18 protein-coding genes are annotated in these 18,549 nt (G+C 74.2%); 11 read left to right on the forward strand and 7 right to left on the reverse strand.

Going from position 1 to position 18,549, the window contains the following annotated elements; genetic code table 11:
- The 8 genes from SACTE_RS01555 (at position 1) to SACTE_RS01590 (ending at position 6,517) form a co-directional block, all read left to right on the forward strand.
- Positions 1-555, forward strand: a complete 555-nt coding sequence (locus SACTE_RS01555; protein ID WP_014044266.1) for a CGNR zinc finger domain-containing protein — start codon at positions 1-3, stop codon at positions 553-555.
- Positions 556-708: 153 nt separating this feature from the next.
- Positions 709-1,263, forward strand: a complete 555-nt coding sequence (locus SACTE_RS01560) for a DUF2243 domain-containing protein (protein ID WP_014044267.1) — start codon at positions 709-711, stop codon at positions 1,261-1,263.
- Positions 1,263-2,111, forward strand: a complete 849-nt coding sequence (locus SACTE_RS01565) for a cytochrome c oxidase assembly protein (protein WP_014044268.1) — start codon at positions 1,263-1,265, stop codon at positions 2,109-2,111. The genes SACTE_RS01560 and SACTE_RS01565 overlap by 1 nt, the downstream gene beginning before the upstream one ends.
- Before the next feature lie 179 nt (positions 2,112-2,290).
- The gene (gene dhaK, locus SACTE_RS01570; protein ID WP_026359059.1) at positions 2,291-3,283 is read left to right on the forward strand and encodes a dihydroxyacetone kinase subunit DhaK; all 993 of its coding nucleotides are present in this window, start codon (positions 2,291-2,293) and stop codon (positions 3,281-3,283) included.
- A 32-nt stretch (positions 3,284-3,315) separates the two neighbouring features.
- On the forward strand, positions 3,316-3,933 hold the full coding sequence (gene dhaL / locus SACTE_RS01575) for a dihydroxyacetone kinase subunit DhaL (RefSeq protein WP_014044270.1): 618 nt from the start codon (positions 3,316-3,318) through the stop codon (positions 3,931-3,933).
- Positions 3,930-4,340, forward strand: coding sequence for a PTS fructose transporter subunit IIA (locus tag SACTE_RS01580; RefSeq protein WP_014044271.1), 411 nt, complete (start codon positions 3,930-3,932; stop codon positions 4,338-4,340). Before dhaL ends, SACTE_RS01580 begins: the two co-directional genes overlap by 4 nt.
- A 231-nt stretch (positions 4,341-4,571) precedes the next feature.
- On the forward strand, positions 4,572-5,972 hold the full coding sequence (locus SACTE_RS01585) for a nucleobase:cation symporter-2 family protein (protein ID WP_014044272.1): 1,401 nt from the start codon (positions 4,572-4,574) through the stop codon (positions 5,970-5,972).
- A 38-nt stretch (positions 5,973-6,010) separates the two neighbouring features.
- Positions 6,011-6,517 (forward strand): NUDIX domain-containing protein, encoded by a 507-nt coding sequence (locus SACTE_RS01590; protein WP_014044273.1) that lies wholly within the window; start codon positions 6,011-6,013, stop codon positions 6,515-6,517.
- Here SACTE_RS01590 and abc-f read toward each other — a convergent pair.
- The 3 genes from abc-f to SACTE_RS01605 all read right to left on the reverse strand — a co-directional run bounded on the left by abc-f (position 6,481) and on the right by SACTE_RS01605 (position 10,430).
- Positions 6,481-8,166, reverse strand: a complete 1,686-nt coding sequence (gene abc-f, locus SACTE_RS01595; RefSeq protein WP_014044274.1) for a ribosomal protection-like ABC-F family protein — start codon at positions 8,164-8,166, stop codon at positions 6,481-6,483. The genes SACTE_RS01590 and abc-f overlap by 37 nt on opposite strands.
- A 258-nt stretch (positions 8,167-8,424) precedes the next feature.
- Complete coding sequence (locus SACTE_RS01600; protein WP_019992922.1) at positions 8,425-9,618, reverse strand: PP2C family protein-serine/threonine phosphatase; 1,194 nt, start codon at positions 9,616-9,618, stop codon at positions 8,425-8,427.
- 23 nt (positions 9,619-9,641) lie between these two features.
- On the reverse strand, positions 9,642-10,430 hold the full coding sequence (locus SACTE_RS01605; protein WP_014044276.1) for a GNAT family N-acetyltransferase: 789 nt from the start codon (positions 10,428-10,430) through the stop codon (positions 9,642-9,644).
- A gap of 619 nt (positions 10,431-11,049) precedes the next feature.
- Here SACTE_RS01605 and SACTE_RS01610 point away from each other — a divergent pair.
- Together SACTE_RS01610 and SACTE_RS01615 are read left to right on the forward strand one after the other, a co-directional pair.
- On the forward strand, positions 11,050-11,922 hold the full coding sequence (locus tag SACTE_RS01610) for an RNA polymerase sigma factor SigF (protein WP_014044277.1): 873 nt from the start codon (positions 11,050-11,052) through the stop codon (positions 11,920-11,922).
- A 392-nt stretch (positions 11,923-12,314) separates the two neighbouring features.
- Entirely contained in the window at positions 12,315-13,574 is a 1,260-nt protein-coding gene (locus SACTE_RS01615; RefSeq protein WP_014044278.1) for a sulfite oxidase, read from the forward strand.
- 24 nt (positions 13,575-13,598) lie between these two features.
- Here SACTE_RS01615 and SACTE_RS01620 read toward each other — a convergent pair whose 3' ends face one another.
- A complete protein-coding gene (locus SACTE_RS01620) occupies positions 13,599-14,495 on the reverse strand; it encodes an NAD(P)-dependent oxidoreductase (protein WP_014044279.1) in 897 nt (298 codons plus the stop codon).
- A 142-nt stretch (positions 14,496-14,637) separates the two neighbouring features.
- The gene (locus SACTE_RS01625) at positions 14,638-15,357 is read right to left on the reverse strand and encodes an adenosylcobinamide amidohydrolase (RefSeq protein ID WP_014044280.1); all 720 of its coding nucleotides are present in this window, start codon (positions 15,355-15,357) and stop codon (positions 14,638-14,640) included.
- A 278-nt stretch (positions 15,358-15,635) separates the two neighbouring features.
- Here SACTE_RS01625 and SACTE_RS01630 point away from each other — a divergent pair, with 278 nt between their 5' ends.
- On the forward strand, positions 15,636-16,595 hold the full coding sequence (locus SACTE_RS01630; protein WP_014044281.1) for a PRC and DUF2382 domain-containing protein: 960 nt from the start codon (positions 15,636-15,638) through the stop codon (positions 16,593-16,595).
- Positions 16,596-16,692: 97 nt separating this feature from the next.
- Here SACTE_RS01630 and SACTE_RS01635 read toward each other — a convergent pair whose 3' ends face one another.
- Positions 16,693-17,508, reverse strand: coding sequence for an ABC transporter ATP-binding protein (locus tag SACTE_RS01635; RefSeq protein WP_014044282.1), 816 nt, complete (start codon positions 17,506-17,508; stop codon positions 16,693-16,695).
- Positions 17,505-18,527 carry an iron chelate uptake ABC transporter family permease subunit gene (locus SACTE_RS01640; RefSeq protein ID WP_226995209.1) on the reverse strand — a complete coding sequence of 341 codons (1,023 nt, stop codon included), beginning with the start codon at positions 18,525-18,527 and terminating at the stop codon, positions 17,505-17,507. The genes SACTE_RS01635 and SACTE_RS01640 overlap by 4 nt, the downstream gene beginning before the upstream one ends.
- Between the last annotated feature and the right edge of the window lie 22 nt (positions 18,528-18,549).

Genomic DNA, 18,549 nt, shown 5'->3' on the forward strand with positions numbered 1-18,549 from the left:
GTGAGCCTCGATCATGTATTCGTCTGCGGCAATCCGGCCCTCGACTTCGCGGCGACGCTGCGCGCCCGCCGGTCGGCCCGGTTCGAGATGTTCCCGTCACCGGAGCGGCTCAACGCCTGGTACGTCGAGTCGGGGGTCGTCGACGCGGTCACGCCCGCCCGGGAGTCCGACGTCGAGCAGGCGACGACCGTGCGGGAGGCGGTCTACCAGCTGGTCACGGCCCGCAGGCTCGGCGCCGGCTACGACGACACGGCTCTGGCCGTCCTGAACCACGCGGCGCGCAGGCCGTCCGCGGTACCGCAGCTGACACCGTCCGGGCGGCGGACCGAGGCGACTCCCGAGGAGGCGCTGTCCACGGTGGCGCGGCTGGCCGTCGAGCTGCTGAGCGGGCCGGACGTGCCGCTGCTCAAGGAGTGCGGGAACCCCGAGTGCACCCGTGTCTACATCGACCGTTCCCGGGGCACCCGTCGGCAGTGGTGCGGCATGGAGTCGTGCGGCAACCGGATCAAAGCCGCCGCCTACCGGGCCCGCAAGAAGGACGTGCGAACCGCCTGAGGACCGGCTCCCGGGCCGCGCAGCCGCGCCGGGTGCCACCGCTTGGCGGCACCGCACGGCGGAACGGGCGCCCATTTCCGTGACATGCGGGGCGCGGAGCGGGCACATGTGCTGTTCGATCCGGTTTTCGCACCGCGACGGAGAGGACGCGCCATGGCCACCAGCACGGACGGGGTACGCGGGATCGCCGCCCCCAGGAGCATCCGATTGCCGGGCATCGTGCTGGGGGTGGGGCTGGGCGGATTCGTCGACGGCATCCTGCTGCACCAGCTGCTCCAGTGGCACCACATGCTGTCGAGCACGAACGACGACCGGATCGGGGTGAAGTACTACTCGCCGAACACCGTCTCCGGTCTGGAGATGAACACCGTCTGGGACGGCATCTTCCACGCGGTGTGCTGGATGGCGGTACTCCTGGGACTGGGCATCCTCTACGCGCGGGTGACGCACCACCGTCGGCGCGTGTGGACCTCCCGCGTGCTGTGGGGCTGGATCCTCGCCGGCTGGGGCCTCTTCAACCTCGTCGAGGGCCTGCTGGACCACCAGATCCTCGGGATCCACCACGTCTACGCCGGTGACCAGCAGATCTGGTGGGACATGGGCTTCCTGCTCCTGGGACTCCTGTTCCTGATCGGCGGCTACCTCCTGCAGCGCGGTGGCCGGCCGTTGGCCCCCGACACCGCCGGACCGCGCGGGGAGCGGCCCTGATGGAAGGCGGCACGCACCACCCGCACGACGGCGGTACCGGAGGCGGCGACGTCTGGGAGGCGTTGTTGCCCGCGTCGGCCGTGGCCCTGCTCGCGGTCGGGTACCTGCTGCTCGCCCGCCGGGCGCGGGCGCACCGACCGGTGCCCGGGTGGACACGGTGGCGGACGGTGAGCTTCCTGGGCGGGTGCACCCTGCTGGCCGTGGCCCTGCTGCCGCCCGTCGCCTCCTTCGCGCACGGCGACTTCCGCGGGCACATGGTCCAGCACCTGCTCATCGGCATGTACGCGCCCCTCGCCCTCGTACTGGGCGCCCCCGTCACCCTGCTGCTGCGGACGCTGCCCGCCGCCCGGGCCCGGCGTCTGACCGCCCTGCTGCACAGCCGCCCCGTGCGCCTGGTCGCCCGTCCGGTCCCGGCTCTGCTGCTGAGCACCGGGACCCTGGCGGTGCTGTACTTCACCCCGCTGTTCAACGCGACCATGGGGCAGCCGGTGCTCCACTGGGGCGTGCACGCGCATTTCCTGCTCTCGGGGTGCCTGTTCGCCTGGGTGATCGCCGGTCCCGACCCCGCGCCGTCGAGGCCCGGGGTCCCGGCCCGGCTGGTGGTCCTGGGTGTCGCTGTCGCCGCGCACGCCACGGTCTCCCAGCTGATGTACGGCGGCTTCCTGATCGACGTACACGCTCCGGTCCCCGAGGTCAGGGGTGGGGCGGAGATCATGTACTACGGCGGGGACATCGCCGAACTCCTCCTGGCCGCTGCCCTCGTCACGACCTGGCGGCCGGTCCGCCGGCGGCGCCCGGCCGCCACCGGACCCGTACCGGTGTCCGCGGCCGGGACGTCCACCGGCTGACCCCGCCGCCCGCACGGCTCACGGCGCGGGCGCGACGCCCCCCCGAGCCGTTGCGCTCGCGGTGCCGGGTCGGCACCATGCACAGGGTGCCGGTGGCTGTTCCCCCGACCTGGTGGCCATGGCTGCGGGGACCGGCCCGGACCCGCAGGATCAGCAGTCCGACTCGCTGGAGGATTCCGTTGCGCATGCTCATCAACGTGCCCGAGACCGTGGTCGCGGACGCCCTCCGCGGCATCGCCGCCGCCCACCCCGACCTCACCGTGGACGTGGAGAACCGCCTGGTCGTACGGCGCGACGCGCCGGTGGCCGGAAAGGTGGGGCTCGTCTCCGGCGGTGGGTCCGGGCACGAACCGCTGCACGCGGGGTTCGTCGGGCCCGGGATGCTGTCCGCCGCCTGCCCGGGTGAGGTCTTCACCTCTCCCGTACCCGACCAGATGGTGCGCGCCGCCGCCGCGGTCGACAGCGGGGCCGGGGTGCTGTTCGTCGTCAAGAACTACACGGGCGACGTGCTGAACTTCGACATGGCCGCCGAACTCGCCGAGGACGAGGGCGTCCGCGTCGCCCGGGTGCTGGTCGACGACGACGTGGCGGTGGCCGACAGCACGTTCACGGCCGGGCGCCGCGGGACCGGGGCGACCCTGTTCGTCGAGAAGATCGCGGGTGCCCTCGCCGACGAGGGCGCGCCCCTGGAGCAGGTGGAGGCGGTGGCGCGCCGGGTGAACGAGTCGTCCCGGAGCTTCGGGGTGGCGCTCGGCGCGGTCACCACGCCCGCCAAGGGCAGCCCGACCTTCGACCTCCCGCCCGGGGAGCTGGAGTTGGGGATCGGCATCCATGGTGAGCCCGGACGTGAGCGGCGTCCGATGATGACGTCCGGGGAGATCGCCGACGTCGCCGTCCACGCGGTACTGGACGATCTGCGCCCGACCGGACCGGTGCTGGCGCTGGTGAACGGGATGGGCGCGACGCCGCTGCTGGAGCTGTACGGATTCAACGCCGAGGTGCGGCGGGTGCTGTCCGAGCGGGGCGTCCCGGTGGCTCGTACGCTGGTCGGCAACTATGTGACGTCACTCGACATGGCCGGCTGCTCGGTGACGCTGTGCCAGGCCGACGAGGAGATGCTGCGCCTCTGGGACGCCCCGGTGCGGACGCCCGCGCTCCGTTGGGGCCGATGAGGCACGTACCCGTCCGACGAACAGGAGACCATGTGCTCGACACCGACTTCTTCCGCCGCTGGATGACCGCGACGGCATCGGCCGTCGACCGGGAGGCGGACCGTCTGACCGGTCTCGACTCCGCGATCGGGGACGCCGACCACGGGAGCAACATGCGGCGCGGTTTCGGCGCGGTGACCGACGTGCTGGAGAAGGAGTCCCCCGGGACGCCGGGCGCGGTACTGGTCCTGGCGGGGCGTCAGCTCATCTCCACGGTGGGCGGGGCGTCCGGGCCGCTGTACGGAACTCTCCTGCGGCGTACCGGAAAGGCGCTCGGCGACGCGGCCGAGGTGAGCCTGGACGAGCTGGCCGAGGCGTTCGGGGCGGGGGTCGCGGCCGTGGCCCAGCTGGGCGGGGCGAAGGCCGGGGACAAGACGATGCTCGACGCGCTGCTCCCGGCCGTCGAGGCGCTCGGCGAATCGGTCGGGGCCGCCGGGGACGCGGCCCTGGCCGGTGCGCTGGCGACCGTGCCGCTGCGGGCGCGCAAGGGCCGGGCCAGCTATCTGGGCGAGCGCAGCATCGGACATGAGGACCCGGGGGCGGCTTCGGCCGCCCTGCTGGTGGCGGCGCTCGCCGAGGCCGCCGGCACGGGCGACGGAGGTCGGGCATGAGCGGACAGGCGCAGGTCGGGATCGTGCTGGTCTCGCACAGCGGGCCGGTGGCCGAGGCGGTCGCCGAGCTGGCCAGAGGTCTGGCAGCGGGAGGTGCGACGGCGCCCGTCGCGGCGGCCGGGGGCACGAGCGCCGGTGGTCTGGGCACGAGCACGGATCTGATCGCGGCGGCGGCCGGGGAGGTCGACCGGGGCGCCGGGGTGGCGCTCCTGGTGGACCTCGGGAGCGCGGTGCTGACGGTGAAGGCCATGCTCGCGGAGGACGGCGAACTGCCCGGCGGTGCCCGGCTGGTGGACGCCCCGTTCGTCGAGGGCGCGGTCGCGGCACTGGTGACCGCGTCGGCGGGCGGCGATCTGGACGCGGTGGAGGCGGCGGCCACGGACGCGTACGGCTACCGCAAGGTGTGAGCCCGGGTGTCCGGCCCGCCAGGCCCGCGGAAGGCGCGGGGCGGCGGGCCGTGGGCCGGCGGCGCGAGGGCGCCGGGTGCCGCCCACGAGCCGGCGCCGCCCCGGCCGGCGTCCGGCGGCCCGGTCACACTCCGGCAACGCGGTCGCAATCAACAAACTGTTCAAGGCGCTTACGGTCTCGTGCTGTCGGGCCTTCCCGGTCCGTCCCACCCGCCCGTCCTGGGAGCGCCCATGGTGTCCACCACACCCGTCCACCCCGTCGACGCCGTCCCACCGGTCCGCCATCTGGCGGCCTTCGGGCTGCAGCACGTGCTCGCGATGTACGCGGGCGCGGTGGCCGTGCCGCTGATCGTGGGCGGCGCGATGAAGCTGCCGCCGGCCGACCTCGCCTATCTGATCACCGCGGACCTGCTGATATGCGGCGTCGCCACCCTCGTCCAGTGCGTGGGCTTCTGGCGCTTCGGCGTCCGGCTGCCCGTCATGCAGGGCTGTACGTTCGCGGCCGTCTCACCGATGGTGCTGATCGGCACGACGGGCGGGGGGCTCCCGGCGATCTACGGCTCCGTGATCGTGGCGGGACTCGCGATCGTGCTGCTGGCCCCGGTGTTCGGCCGGCTGCTCCGCTTCTTCCCCCCGCTCGTGACGGGCACGGTGATCCTCGTCATCGGTGTCTCCCTGCTGCCGGTGGCCGGTGACTGGGTGGCCGGCGGAGCGGGGGCGCCGGACTTCGGCGCCCCGAGGAACCTGGCGCTCGCGGCGTTCGTGCTCGTCGTCGTCCTCGCGGTGCAGGGCTTCGCGCCGGCCTTCCTGCGCCGCGTCGCCGTCCTCGTCGGGATCGCCGTCGGCCTGGTCGTCTCGGTGCCGTTCGGTTTCACGGACTTCGGCCAGGTCGCCGACGCCGGATGGTTCGGCGTCAGCACGCCCTTCCACTTCGGCGCCCCGACGTTCCACGCCTCGGCGATCGTGGCGATGCTGGTGGTCGCCCTGGTGACGATGACGGAGACGACCGGGGACTTCATCGCGGTGGGCGAGATGACCGGACGGAAGGTCGATGCCCGCACGCTGTCGGACGGTCTGCGGGCGGACGGCCTGTCCACCGTGCTCGGCGGTGTGTTCAACACGTTCCCGTACACCGCGTTCGCGCAGAACGTGGGGCTCGTCGGCATGACCCGGGTCCGCAGCCGCTGGGTGGTCGCCGCCGCGGGCGGGATCCTCGTCCTGTTGGGGCTGCTGCCCAAGCTGGGGGCCGTGGTGGCGGCGATCCCGGCTCCGGTGCTGGGCGGCGCGGGTCTGGTGATGTTCGGGACGGTCGCCGCGAGCGGTCTGCGGACCCTGGCGCGGGTGGACCTCAGGGACGGCGACAATCTGACGATCATCGCCGTGTCGGTGGCGGTGGGCGTGCTGCCGGTCGGTGTGCCGACGCTCTACGACGGGTTCCCCGACTGGTTCCGGACCGTGATGCACAGCGGGATCAGCGCGGGCTGCCTGACGGCCGTGGTACTCAACATCCTTTTCCACCACCTGCCGTCGAGGGCGGGCGGCACCCCGGATCCGTCCGGCCCGCGCGCCGACGGCGTCCTCGTCCCGGAAGACGGCGGTCAGCGGGCGGAAACGGCCCGCACCGGCGAGTGACGGTGGTCCGCCCGGCCCCGCGCCCGCACACTGGCGGCATGTCTTCAGCCAAGCGCAGCGCAGGGCTCCTGCTCTTCCGGGCCGTCCGGGACGAGGCCGGGGAGCAGGACGTCGAGGTGCTGATCGGGCACATGGGCGGCCCCTTCTGGACGGGCCGCGAGGACGCCGCCTGGTCGCTCCCGAAGGGTGAGTACGAGCCCGGTGAGGAGCCGGCCGCGGCCGCCCGCCGGGAGTTCGAGGAGGAGCTGGGCCTCCCGGTGCCGGACGGCGACTGGGTGGAGCTGGGCGAGGCCCGGCAGCGCAGCGGGAAGACCGTGGTGGCCTGGGCGGTGGAGGGCGACCTGGACCCCGCGCGGGTCACCCCTGGCGTGTTCACCATGGAGTGGCCCCGGGGGTCCGGTGTGCAGCGGGAGTTCCCGGAGATGGACCGGTTCGCCTGGTGCACACCGGACGAGGCGGCCCGGCTGCTGATCGTGGGCCAGCGCGTCTTCGTGGAACGGCTGCGCGCCTACGTACGCGAGGGGCGCGCGCCCGGCAGTGCGTAGGCCTCGGTGCCCGGCACCGGCCGGCCGGCCCGCAGTTCCAGCCGGTCGCCCGGGAAGCGGGCACGGAAGCTCCGGTCGTGGGAGACGACGACCACGGCTCCCCGGAACCGGGCGAGGGCTTCCTCCAGTTCCTCGACGAGGACCAGGGCGATGTGGTTCGTCGGCTCGTCCAGGACCAGCAGATCGGCCGGCCGGGTCACCAGCCGTGCCAGGGCGAGCCTGCGCTGCTGCCCGATCGAGAGCGCGGCGACCGGCACGTCCAGATCCTCCGGGCGGAACAGGCCGAGGCCCAGCAGCTGGTCGGCGTACTCGTCGGCGAAGCCGGGACGCCCCGCCGCGAACGTGGCGAGCAGTGAGCGACGGGTGGGACGGACGGGCAGCTCCTGCGGGAGGTAGCCGATCCTGGCGCGCCGCCGGACGGTGCCGGAGTCGGGGGCGAGGTCACCGGCGAGCACCCGCAGCAGGGTGGACTTGCCCGCGCCGTTGGGTCCGGTGACCAGCAGCCGCTGTCCGGGCTCGATACGCAGCGCGGGCACCTCCAGCCGGTCCCCGACGACGACGGAGTCGAACTCGGCCGACGGCCCGAGGGCCCGGTCCGGCCCGCCCTCGCGGGCCAGGGCGAGGTCGGCCGCGAACCGCAGAGGTTCGGGCGGTGCGGGCACGGGTGCGCGGCGCAGCGCCTCCAGCCGGGTCCTGGCCGCCCTGACCTGGCCGGACAGCTTGGCCTCGTGGGACCTGCGGTGCTTGCCGAAGCCCTGTCCGGGGTCCTTGCCACTGCCGGCGAGCCGCCGTCCCGCCGCGTCGACGAGCTCCTCGGTGCGGGCCAGTTCGGTCAGATATTCCTGGTGCTCCTGCGCCCGGCGGCGGCGTGCGGCGGCCTTCGCGGTGCGGTAGCCGCCCCAGCCGTCGCCGTACCGCGTCACCCCGCGCAGGTCGCGGTCGACCTCCAGGATCACGGTCGTGATCCGCTCCAGGAAGGCGCGGTCGTGCGTGACGGCGACCAGGGTGCCTCGGTGCGCGCGTAGGTGGTCCTCCAGCCAGCCGACGGCCGTGGCGTCGAGGTGGTTGGTGGGTTCGTCGAGCAGCAGGAGGTCGGGGGCCGAGGCCAGCACGCAGGCGAGCGCGAGCCGTGACTGCTCGCCGCCGGAAAGGGTGCCCAGGACGCGGTCGCGGGTGAGGTGGCCGAGCCCGAGGCCGTACATCGCCGCGTCGGTCCTGGCGTCCGCCTGGTAGCCTCCGCGCTCCTCGTAGGCGGTCAGCAGGTCACCGTAGGCGGTGAGCCGAGCGTCGGTGGGATCGGCGCCCGACATCTCCTCCTCGGCGGCCCGGAGCAGCCTCTCCATGGCGCGGAGTTCGCCGAGGGCCACGTCGACGGCGTCCTGGACGGTGTGGCGGAGGTCGAGGGCGAGGGTCTGGGCGAGGTAACCGGTACCGCCGGGGAAGCGGACGGTGACGTCGCCGCCGTCCGGGGCCTCGGCCCCTGCCATCAGACGGAGCAGGGTGGATTTCCCGGAGCCGTTCTCACCGATGACCCCGGCCTTCTCGCCGGGGCGGACGGTGAGGGACACCTGGTCGAGGACGGTCCGGGTGCCGTAGGTCTTGGAGACGTCGTTCATGGACAGCTGGGCGCTGTCGTGCGGGGATGACATGAGTGGCTTTCCCTGAGGTGACGGGCCCTCGGCGGCACGTGCCGGTACGGCACACACGGGTGCGCGGCGGGGGCGGGTTTCGTCGGACGGCGGGAAGGACCGCGGCACGCGAGAGCGGCGACCCGGTGGGTCACCCGGTGACGGCGGGCGTCACGCGGCGGCGTCCTGGCCGACGATCAGAGAAAGAAGTAGTGCCTGCTCATGCGGGCCAGTGTAACCGCGCCCGGCCGGAGCGCGGGCGGGATCACGGCGGATCCGTCAGGCGGGCCCGTCCGCGGCGGGCCCGTGGCCCGTCGTGAGGCCTCCGCAGCCCTCCGGCCGTCTGGTCAGGACGAGTACGGCGACGTCGTCGCGCCGCACACCACCGGAGAACTCCTCCAGATCGGCCTGGAGCGAGCGCAGCAGCTCGCGCGGTTCGTCCCGCGCCCATCGGCCGAGGCGCTCGTCGAGCGGGTAGAAGGCGCCGGTGGCGTCGCGTGCCTCGGTCACGCCGTCGGTGAACACCACCAGGGCCGCGCCGAGCGGGAAGCCGAACGTCTCCGCGGCACGCGCCTCGCCGCTCAGCTCCGCCATGCCGAGCGGTACGGAGACCAGCCGCAGGGCCACCTTGGTCGCGGTCCCGTCGTGCAGCATCCGGGGCAGGAGGTGTCCGCAGTTCACGGCGGCCACCCGGTCGCCGCCGTCGAACCCGAGCAGCAGGGCGGTGACGAAGCGTTCGGTCTCGCCCGTCTCGGCGGTGAAGGCGTTGTGCCGGACGACGGCGTCCTCCAGCGCCGCCGCGACCGCCGTGAGGTCGCCCTCCCGGAAGGCCGCTTCCCGGAAGGCTCCGAGCGCGGCGAACCCGGCGCCGATCGCGGGGAGCCCCTTGCCCTGCACGTCGCCGATGATCACGCGGGTCCCGTGGGGCGACTGCACGACCTCGTAGATGTCGCCGCCGACGAAGCGGTCCTCCTCGATCGGTTCGTAGATCCCCTGCGCCCGGAGCTGCCGGGTGACGACCGGGAGCGGACGGAGGATCTGCCGCTGGAGTGCGACGGCCGCGGAGCGCAGCCGGGCCACCTCCGTGGCGTGCCGGATCCGCGCGGCACAGGCGACGACGCCCAGGGCGCAGGCGAGGACGGTGAAGCCGATGAGGAAGAAGACGTCCCAGAAGGCGCCGGTCGCCGCGATGCGCGAGCCGACGACCACCAGGGTGACCCAGCAGGCCACACCGACCGTCTGACGCACCGTGCAGAACACCGACGCCAGCGCGGGCAGGACGACCAGGAGGGGGATCAGCGGCAGGTCGGTACCGGTGAGGCTGTCGAGGAGGACGACCCCGGCGGTCAGCAGCAGGAGCCACAGGGCGAGTGCCCGGTTGCCGATGCGGGCGGCGCCCGCCGCCGCCTCGCCCGGATCGGTCCCCGGGAGCGCCGGCCTGCGCGCCGCCGGGCGCCGGAGTCCCATGACCACGGCTTGCCTCCCGCACTATGTCGCTATTGGCCCAGTTGTTCCAACCTACCCGCCTCCCGGGCCGGGGTCCTGGCGTCGACGGGCCGCCCCGGCCGGCCGGGAACCAGCGCGGAGAGGAACGCGGTACGGCGTCGCAGCCGGAAGCCCAAGGACTCGTAGAGGCGGACGGCCCCGGTGTTGGACGAGGCGGCGTGCAGGAAGGGCGTCTCGCCCCGCTCCCTGATCCCGTGGGCGACGGCGCGGATGAGCCGCGTCGCCAGCCCCTGGCCGCGTACGGACTCGTCCGTGCAGACACCGCTGATCTCGGTCCAGCCCGGCGGGTGCAACCGCTCCCCCGCCATCGCGACCAGCACTCCCTCGCGGCGGACGCCGAGATAGGTGCCGAGCTCGACGGTGCCGGGCAGGAAGGGGCCCGGACGGGTGCGGGCGACGAGTTCCAGCATGTCCGGGACGTCGCGGGGACCGAGCAGGACCGCTTCGGCGTCGGGCCCGGTGTCCATGCCGTCGTCCACCATCTGTACGCCGTCCGCGTGGAAGACGATCTCCCAGCCGGCGGGCGGCGGCTCGCGGAAGGCCGTCAGGGTGACGCCGCCGCCCGGGCCCGCCAGCGCCGCGGCGTCGGCCCAGTCCTCGGCGCCGGGCGCGTCCGGCAGGGCGGCCCAGGGCGTGATGTCCGGCCGGTAGCGCAGGACGCGGCCGCGTCGTTCGGCGAAGTGGGCGTGGGGTCCGGTCAGCGAGCTGCGGACCGGGTTGTCCAGCGGGTGGCCGAGGCCGGGGGTGGCCGAGGGCACGGCGGGGTGCGGGGCGGTCATGCCGCGTCCTCCCCGGGCGCGGTGGGCCGGCCGTCGCCGGGCAGGCGGGAATCGGACTGGCGGCGCATGGGCATGGTCTCCCTCGTGGGCTCGGTCGCGGGACGGACGACAGCAGCGGAAAGCGCGTCGGGTCCGCGCGTATTCCCGAGGCCGGTCGACGGGGCGTTGCGGCGGGCCGGTTCCGTCGGCGGTTCCATGCGTCGGGTCGACCGGCGTTCGCGCGTAGCTCCGCGGGCTTGAGGGGCGGGATCGTGGCGGGTCAGGCTTCGTGGGCGCCCTCGCCGGGCCGTCGGCCGGACGTGGGGCCCGCGTCCCGTCCGCCACGCCCGTCCGCGGGGCGCGTCCGGCCCGCCGGTACCGGGCTCTGCCGCGATCCGGCCCCAACGCCCCGCCCACTGTGGCACCCTGGACATGGCCGCCCCACCGGGCTCCCCCGTACCGGTGGGGCGGTCTTCTGCGTGCGGACCCGTGCCCGGCCCTCGGGCACCTGGGGCGACGGCGACGCATACCGGCCGTCAGCGGACGCCAGATGTCCCGATTCCTCTTTGCCACACATGAGTTGTCATATTCCGGGCAGGTGCATGTCACCTCAACGCCTACGATCCGGGAGCGTGACGAGATGACGGCGCACACGGCACGGACCGCCGCTGCGGAACGGGCGGGCGCCGCAGGAGACCTGCCGTGGATCGAGGACGCGGGACAGGTCGCGCCGCGGGACGCACGGCAGTTGTCGAAGCTGTTCTTCGACCGGCTCCAGCTGCTCGACGAGGGCACGCCGGAGCACCAGTACGCCAGGAACACGCTCATCGAGATGAACCTCTCCCTGGTGCGGTTCGCGGCCGGCCGCTTCCGCAGCCGGGGCAGCGGCGACATGGAGGACATCGTCCAGGTCGGCACCGTCGGCCTGATCAAGGCGATCGACCGGTTCGACCTGGCCCGCGAGGTCGAGTTCACCTCGTTCGCCGTGCCGTACATCGTGGGTGAGATCAAGCGCTTCTTCCGCGACACCACATGGTCCGTCCATGTACCGCGACGGCTCCAGGAACTGCGGGTGGACCTCGCCCGGGCGAAGGAGACGCTCGCCGTCGGCCTGGACCGGGACCCCACGGTCCAGGAGCTCGCCGCCCACCTCGGCCTCGACGAGCAGGAGGTCACGGACGGGATCGTCGCGGCCAACGGCTACACGGCGGGCTCACTCGACATGCCCGCGGAAGCGGGCGACCCCGCGGGCCGCGCGACGGGCGGGCGCACCTTCGCCGATGTGCTGGGCGAGCCCGACCCGGCGATGGAGACGGTGGAGAACCTCCACGCCCTGGCGCCGCTGCTGGAGGATCTCGACGCACGGGAGCGCCGCATCATAGAGATGCGGTTCGGCCAGGAGCTGACACAGGCTCAGATCGGGGACGAGCTGGGGATCTCCCAGATGCATGTGTCCCGGCTGCTCGGCCGGACGCTCCGCAAGCTGCGCGCCGGGATGTTCACCGAGGACTGACGTCCCCAGCGCCCGGCCCGCCTCCAGAGTCCGTGGTCGCGCCCGGACCGGCCCGCGGGCCGCCCGTGTTGCGGCCGGATGAAATCATGTACGGCGTGCGCCGGTGCGCGAGCGGCCCGCCCCGCGCAACCCTTTCCCGGACCGCTGCTCCGCCGGACCCGGTGAACCCCCAGGTCGCATCGCGTCCGCCGCTGTCCGGCGGTGGCGGGAAGCCGCCGCACGGCTGTGGGACACACGCGTCCCGGCCCGTCCGGGCGGGTGTTGACGCCCCGTACGGCCGCTGCGAGCCTCCCGCATGACCGGTCGCACCGCCCTCCGTCCCGCGGCGTCGTCACGGTCGGCCCCGGCGGCCTGAAGCCCGGCCCCGTCCTCCCCGGTCCCCAGGAGCGTTCATGAGTCCTCTGCCGTCGTCCGAAGCCGCGTACGACCGGATGCGGCTCGGGCAGTGGTCCCGGGGCCGCGCGAGGTCGGCCGGAATCGCCCGCCGCGACCTGATGAGGCTGGTCGCGGCGGCCTCGGTGGCCGCCCCACTGGTCCCGGCCGGCGCCTCCCCGGCCCGCGCCGCCGGCTCCCTGCCCGGCGTGGTGAAGCCGCTGCCGCCGGAGCTGTTCACGGTGCGCGGGACGAACGCCGAGACGAACTTCGCGTCACTGCGGGACACCGGACTCCTCACCCCCGCCGACCGCTTCTTCGTCCGCAACCACACCGCGACACCGTCCGTCGACAGGGCGTCCTGGAAGCTGACGGTCTGGGGAGACGGCCTGACGGATGGCCCGGTGGACTTCACGTACGCCGCCCTGCGCGCGCTGCCGTCCACCTCCCGGACCGCGTTCGTCGAGTGCGCGGGCAACGGCCGCAGCTTCTTCGCCTCGCAGCAGGGCCAGGAGGTCAGCGGCACCGCGTGGACGCTCGGTGCCGTCGGGGCGGCCCGCTGGCGCGGGGTGCGCCTGTCCGACGTGCTGCGCCGGGCGGGCATCGGCCGGCACGCCGTCGACGTACTGCCGCGCGGGCTGGACGACGAGGTGATCAGCGACGGGACGAACCTCGGCCGGGTCCGCAGGCCGCTGCCCGTCGCCAAGGCGATGGACGACGTGCTGCTGGCCTACGAGATGAACGGCGAGCCGCTGCCGCCCGACCACGGCGCTCCGGTGCGGCTGATCGTGCCGTCCTGGGTCGGCGTCGCCCACATCAAGTGGGTGGGTGACATCGAGGTGAGCGACGAGCCGCTGCTGACCCCGTGGAACACCGGCCTCTACCGTCTGTTCGGGCCCGGCCATCCGCCCGAGGGCAGTGCGCCGCTGAGCCGGCAGACACTCAAGAGCGCCTTCGAGCTGGAGCCGGGCGCCGCGTTCGCCGCCCGGCGCGGGCACCGGCTCACCGGCCGGTCCTGGTCGGGCGGCGCGCCGGTGCGTTCGGTCGCGGTCAGCACGGACGGCGGCACCCACTGGCGTCCGGCGCGGCTGCGCGACGAGCCCCGCGCCGGCAGCCGGGTGCGCTGGTCGGTGGACTGGGTCCCCGAGGAGCCGGGGCCCGCCGTGCTGCTCGCCCGGGCGACGGACCGCTCGGGCCGCCGCCAGCCGGACACGGCGGCGTACAACACGCAGGGCTACCTCTTCGACGCCGTGGTGCGTCATCCCGTGACGGTCATCTGACGTGCCGGCCCGGCTGCCGGTCCGTCAGGCGCCGCGCCCCGCGTAGTAGGTGGCGATCATGTCCTGGTCGCCGTGTCCGGCGTCCTCGGCACGGGCGAACCGCTCGGCGGAGGCGGCGACCAGGTCCAGCCTCACCCCGGCCGCCTCGGCGGCCTCCAGGATCAGCCGGGAGTCCTTGAGCGCCGTGGACAGGGCGAAGCTCGGGGTGAGGTCGCCGTTGAGCACCGCGGCGGACTTGCCCTGGAGGTACGGGGTGTCCAGCGGGCCGCCCTTCATCGCGTCCAGGAACAGCTGCGGGTCGATGCCGAGCCCCTCGGAGAGGTTCAGGCATTCCGCGGCGCTGTTGACGAGGTTGATCACCCAGGTGTTGGCGACCAGCTTGAGGCGGGTGGCCGCCCCCGGGTCCTCGCCGACCCACACGGTGCGCTGCCCGATCGCCTCCAGGACGGGCCCGACCGTCGCCCGGGCGGCGGAGGGCCCCGAGACGAAGACCGTCAGCGTGCCCTGCTCGGCGGGCTGTCTGGTGCCGGAGACCGGGGCGTCGAGGTACACCAGGCCCAGCCCGGCGGCGCGGTGGGCCAGGTCGGTGGCGGCGTCGAGGCCGACGGTGGAGCTCTGCAGCCAGATCTGTCCGGGCCGCAGGCCTCCGGTGGCGGCGGTGAGGGTCTCGGTGACGGCGCGTCGGTCGTTGAGCATGGTGAGGACGACGTCGGCGCCGCGTACGGCTTCCTCGGCCGTGTCCGTCACGGTGGCTCCGGCCGTGGCCAGGGGCTCGGCCTTGGACCGGGTCCGGTTCCAGGCCCGGACGGGCAGCCCGGCCCTGAGCAGGCTGTGGGCCATTCCGGATCCCATGATCCCGGTGCCGAGGACCGCGACGGCCGGCTTTCCGGGGACGGCGTCGGCCGAGGAGGCGGTGGTCATGGGCTCGTTCCCTTCGTCGGTGGGCCCGGCGGCTGGTGCGCGGCGCGGCGGGCGCCGGGCGTGGTGCCGGACTCGGTTCTCTCCAGAGTGCGGCAGCGGCCGCCGGGGTGCCGTTCGGTCCCGCCCTCGGGCACCCCCGGTCTCAGGACTGCCCCGCCCCGGTGAGGACGGCGTGGTGCACGGCTCTCGCCAGGCGTGCGCCCCAGCGCGAGCGCGGTCCGGCGAAGAGTTCGCCGGTGTCCGTCCCCGGCGCGGGTGCGGCGACGCACACCGCGTCCGTGGGTGTGCCGGAACAGTCGAGTCCGGCGTCCAGGAGCGCTTGGACCTTCGCCTCCGTGGCGGTCGCCACCGCGTTGACCAGTGCGGCGTCGGAGAGGGCCACGGGCAGGGTGACGACGATGTTGACCGTGCCGGGCGGCGGCGGCCCGTCCTCGCCCTCCACGGGGGCGGCGGCCCAGCCCCGTACCCCGAGCCCGCTGGTGACGGTGGCCGTCACCCCACCGTCGTGCCCGGTGGTGTACGCCGTGACGTCGGCGGCCGTCATCAGTCCGGCACCGGCACCGGACAGCCCCTCCGCCGCGGCGATCTCCGCGAGGTGCCGGTCGGGGTCCAGCCGTGGGTATCCGCCCGGGACCTGTGCGTTGAGGATCCAGGCGCGGGGCCCGATCCCGCCGCCGAGGACGGCGCTGCTGCACACCCGCCAGCCCGGGCCCAGTCGCCAGACCAGGTGGTGGAGGCCCTGGCCCCTCTCCCGCCGGGCCAGGAGCTCCCCGCGCTGTCCGGGCAGGTCGACACGTACGGACTCGATGGTGCACCCCCGTCGGCGGGCCGTTCCGACGGTCGGCGACGGCGCGTCGATCATACGTGGCGCCCCGCGCCCGGGTCCGGCCCCGCCGACCCTCCGCCCGGACCGCGTCCCCGGCGCCGCCCGCAGGGGGCGCTCACCCGTTCGGCGTAACGTGGCGAGACAGCCGTCACCCGCGTCCCGCGGGGCCACCCGCCGGTCCCGCGACGTTCGGGGCCCCCGTCGCGGGTGCCGGGAAGTTGCAGCGTCCAACCGGGCGAGGCGCGATGGAGTACGGACGCGCCTCCCCTGTTGGAGCCAGCCACAGGACGCGCCCGGACGAGGAGGTATCGGCCATGGGAGCCGCTGACGGTTTCACGGATTCCGGAGAACTCGACGGTCTGACCGTCTTCGACAGTGACGGCGAGAAGGTCGGCACCGTCGGGCGGGTGTACGTCGACGACGACACCGGCAAGCCGGACTGGATCACGGTCAAGACCGGCATGTTCGGCATGAAGGAGAGTTTCGTGCCGCTTGCCGGGGCCCGCCGCGTGGGCTCGGACCTGCACGTCTCGCATCCGAAGGACAGCGTCAAGGAAGCCCCCCGGGTGGACGCCGACGCGCATCTGTCCGTCGCGGAGGAGGAGGAGCTGTATCGCCACTACGGCCTGACCAGGAAGACCACCGGCCGCGGCGGTGACGCGCGCACCACCTCCGGAACCGGGGCCGCGGGCGCCGCCGGCACGGGAGCCGCGGCCGGAGCGGCCGGGGCGGCGGGGACCGCACGCGCCGGGCAGACCGGCAGGGCGGCCACCCCGGGCGGCATGGGCGGGCACCGGGACACGGACGCGTCGCGGCCGCTCGCCGGGGCCGGGGCCGAACGGTCCGCGGCCGGTGCCGGTGGCCGGGACGAGATGACCCGCTCCGAGGAGCAGCTCACCGTCGGGACGGAGGAGTACGAGAGCGGCAGGGCCCGGCTGCACAAGTACGTCGTGACCGAGGAGGTCACGCGGACGGTGCCCGTGTCCCACGAAGAGGTACGCGTGGTGCGCGAGCCGCTGAAGCCGGGCGAGAGGACGGCCGGCACGTCGGACCTCGGCGACCAGGATGTCGAGGTCACCCTGCACGCCGAGCGCGCCACCGTCCGCAAGGAGGCCGTCCCGGTGGAACGGGTCCGCCTCGAGACCAACAAGGTCACCGAGCAGAAGGAAGTCTCCGCCGAGCTCCGCAAGGAGAAGATCGACTACGCGGACGGCAAGGAAGCGGGCAGCGGCAAGGACATGGGCGGCGAGTTCGGCCAGGGACGTCGTCGCTGACCCCCTCCCGGAGCGGCGACAGGCCGCATGAGCACATGCGAGGGGCGGACCCGGAGTCTCCGGGCCCGCCCCTTCGCCGTGCTCCTCGCGACGGCCGTCAGGAGATCCGGGCCGCCGGGGCGGGCCGCGCGTCTCCCGGAAGGAAGCGGACCGAGGGGCGGCCGTCGGGCCCGTCCGGGGTGACCACCGCCCGCACCCGGTAGACCTCCGCGATGAGTTCCTCGGTGAGCACCTGGGCCGGGGGCCCGGCGGCGACCACCTTCCCGTGGGCCATGACGGTGATCCGGTCGCAGAACATCGCGGCCATGTTGAGGTCGTGCAGCGCGATGACCGCGGTGACGGGCAGGGCCGCGACCAGGGCCAGCAGCTCCAGCTGGTGCTGGATGTCCAGGTGGTTCGTCGGCTCGTCCAGGAGGAGTTCACGCGGCTGCTGGGCGAGGGCGCGGGCGATCTGCACCCGCTGGCGCTCCCCGCCGGAGAGGGTGTGCCAGGACTGGCCGGCGCGGTCGGCCAGTCCGGTGCGCTCCAGCGCCTCGCGCACGGCGTGCTCGTCCTCGGGACCGGAGGCCGACCAGGCGCGGCGGTGCGGGATGCGGCCGAGGCGTACGACGTCCAGCACGTTCATCTCCACCTGGGTGGCGGCGTGCTGGTCGACCACGGCCACCCGCCGGGCGACCGTGCGACGGCCGGTCTCGGCGAGCGTACGGCCGTCGAGGGTGACCACCCCGGAGTGCGGGGCGAGGACCCCCGCCATGATCCGCAGCAGGGTGGACTTTCCGGAGCCGTTGGGGCCGATCAGCCCGACGGTGGCGCCGGGCGGCGGTGCCATGTCCACACCGTCGAGGACGAGCCGGCCGCCCGCCTCCCTCTTCACCCGCGCGGCGCTCAGGCCCTCGCCGTCGGCGGCTGTCATGGGTTCCTCCGGGTGCGGTACAGGACCAGGACGAAGGCGGGGACCCCGATGAGGGCGGTGACCACACCGACCGGCACCTCCTGGGGGTCGAGCACGGTCCGGGCCAGGGTGTCGACCCAGACCAGGAACACCGCCCCGGCGAGCGCGGTGATGGGCAGCAGCCGGCGGTGGCCCGAGCCCGTCAGTGCGCGGGCGGCGTGCGGCAGGACGAGGCCGACGAAGCCGATGGCACCGGCGGAGCTGACCAGCGCCGCGGTCAGCAGCGCCGTGGTGCACAGCAGTACGACGCGGGTACGGCCGACGTGGACGCCGAGCGAGGCGGCCGCCTCCTGCCCGAAGGCGAACGCGTCGAGCGTACGGGCGTGACCGAGACAGATCAGCAGGGTCACCGCGAGGACGGCGGCGCAGACCCACACATCGGTCCAGCCGACGCCGCTCAGCGAGCCGAGCAGCCAGAACAGCACGCCCCGGGTCTGCTCGGCGTCGGCCGCGGTCATCACGACGAAGGAGGTGAGCGCGGAGAAGAGCTGCATGGCCGCGACCCCGGAGAGCACGACCCGGTCGGTGGTGCCGCCGAGGGTGTGGCTGAGCAGCAGGACGAGGGCGAACGAGCAGAGCGCGCCGGCGAAGGCTCCCGCCGAGACCGACACCGCTCCCCCGCCGGCCCCGAGCACGACGACCGCGACCGCCCCGGTCGACGCCCCGGAGGAGACGCCCAGGACGAACGGGTCGGCGAGCGGGTTGCGCAGCAGGGACTGCATCACCGTCCCGCAGACCGCCAGCCCGGCACCGCAGACCGCGGCGAGCAGGGTGCGCGGCATGCGCAGGTTCCAGATGATGCCGTCGCGGATCGGTGTCAGCCGGGACTCGCCTGGCCCCAGGTGGGCGGCGACGGTGGACCAGACGTCCGGGACGGAGATGCGCGCGGGCCCGATCGTCACGGCGACCGCGACGGACAGGACGAGCAGGGCCGCCCCGACGGTCCACAGCAGCCCGTCCCGCAGCACCCGGACACCGATGGCCCGGGGTACCGGCGCCTTG

Source organism: Streptomyces sp. SirexAA-E (assembly GCF_000177195.2).
GTDB classification, from domain to species: Bacteria; Actinomycetota; Actinomycetes; order Streptomycetales; family Streptomycetaceae; genus Streptomyces; species Streptomyces flavovirens.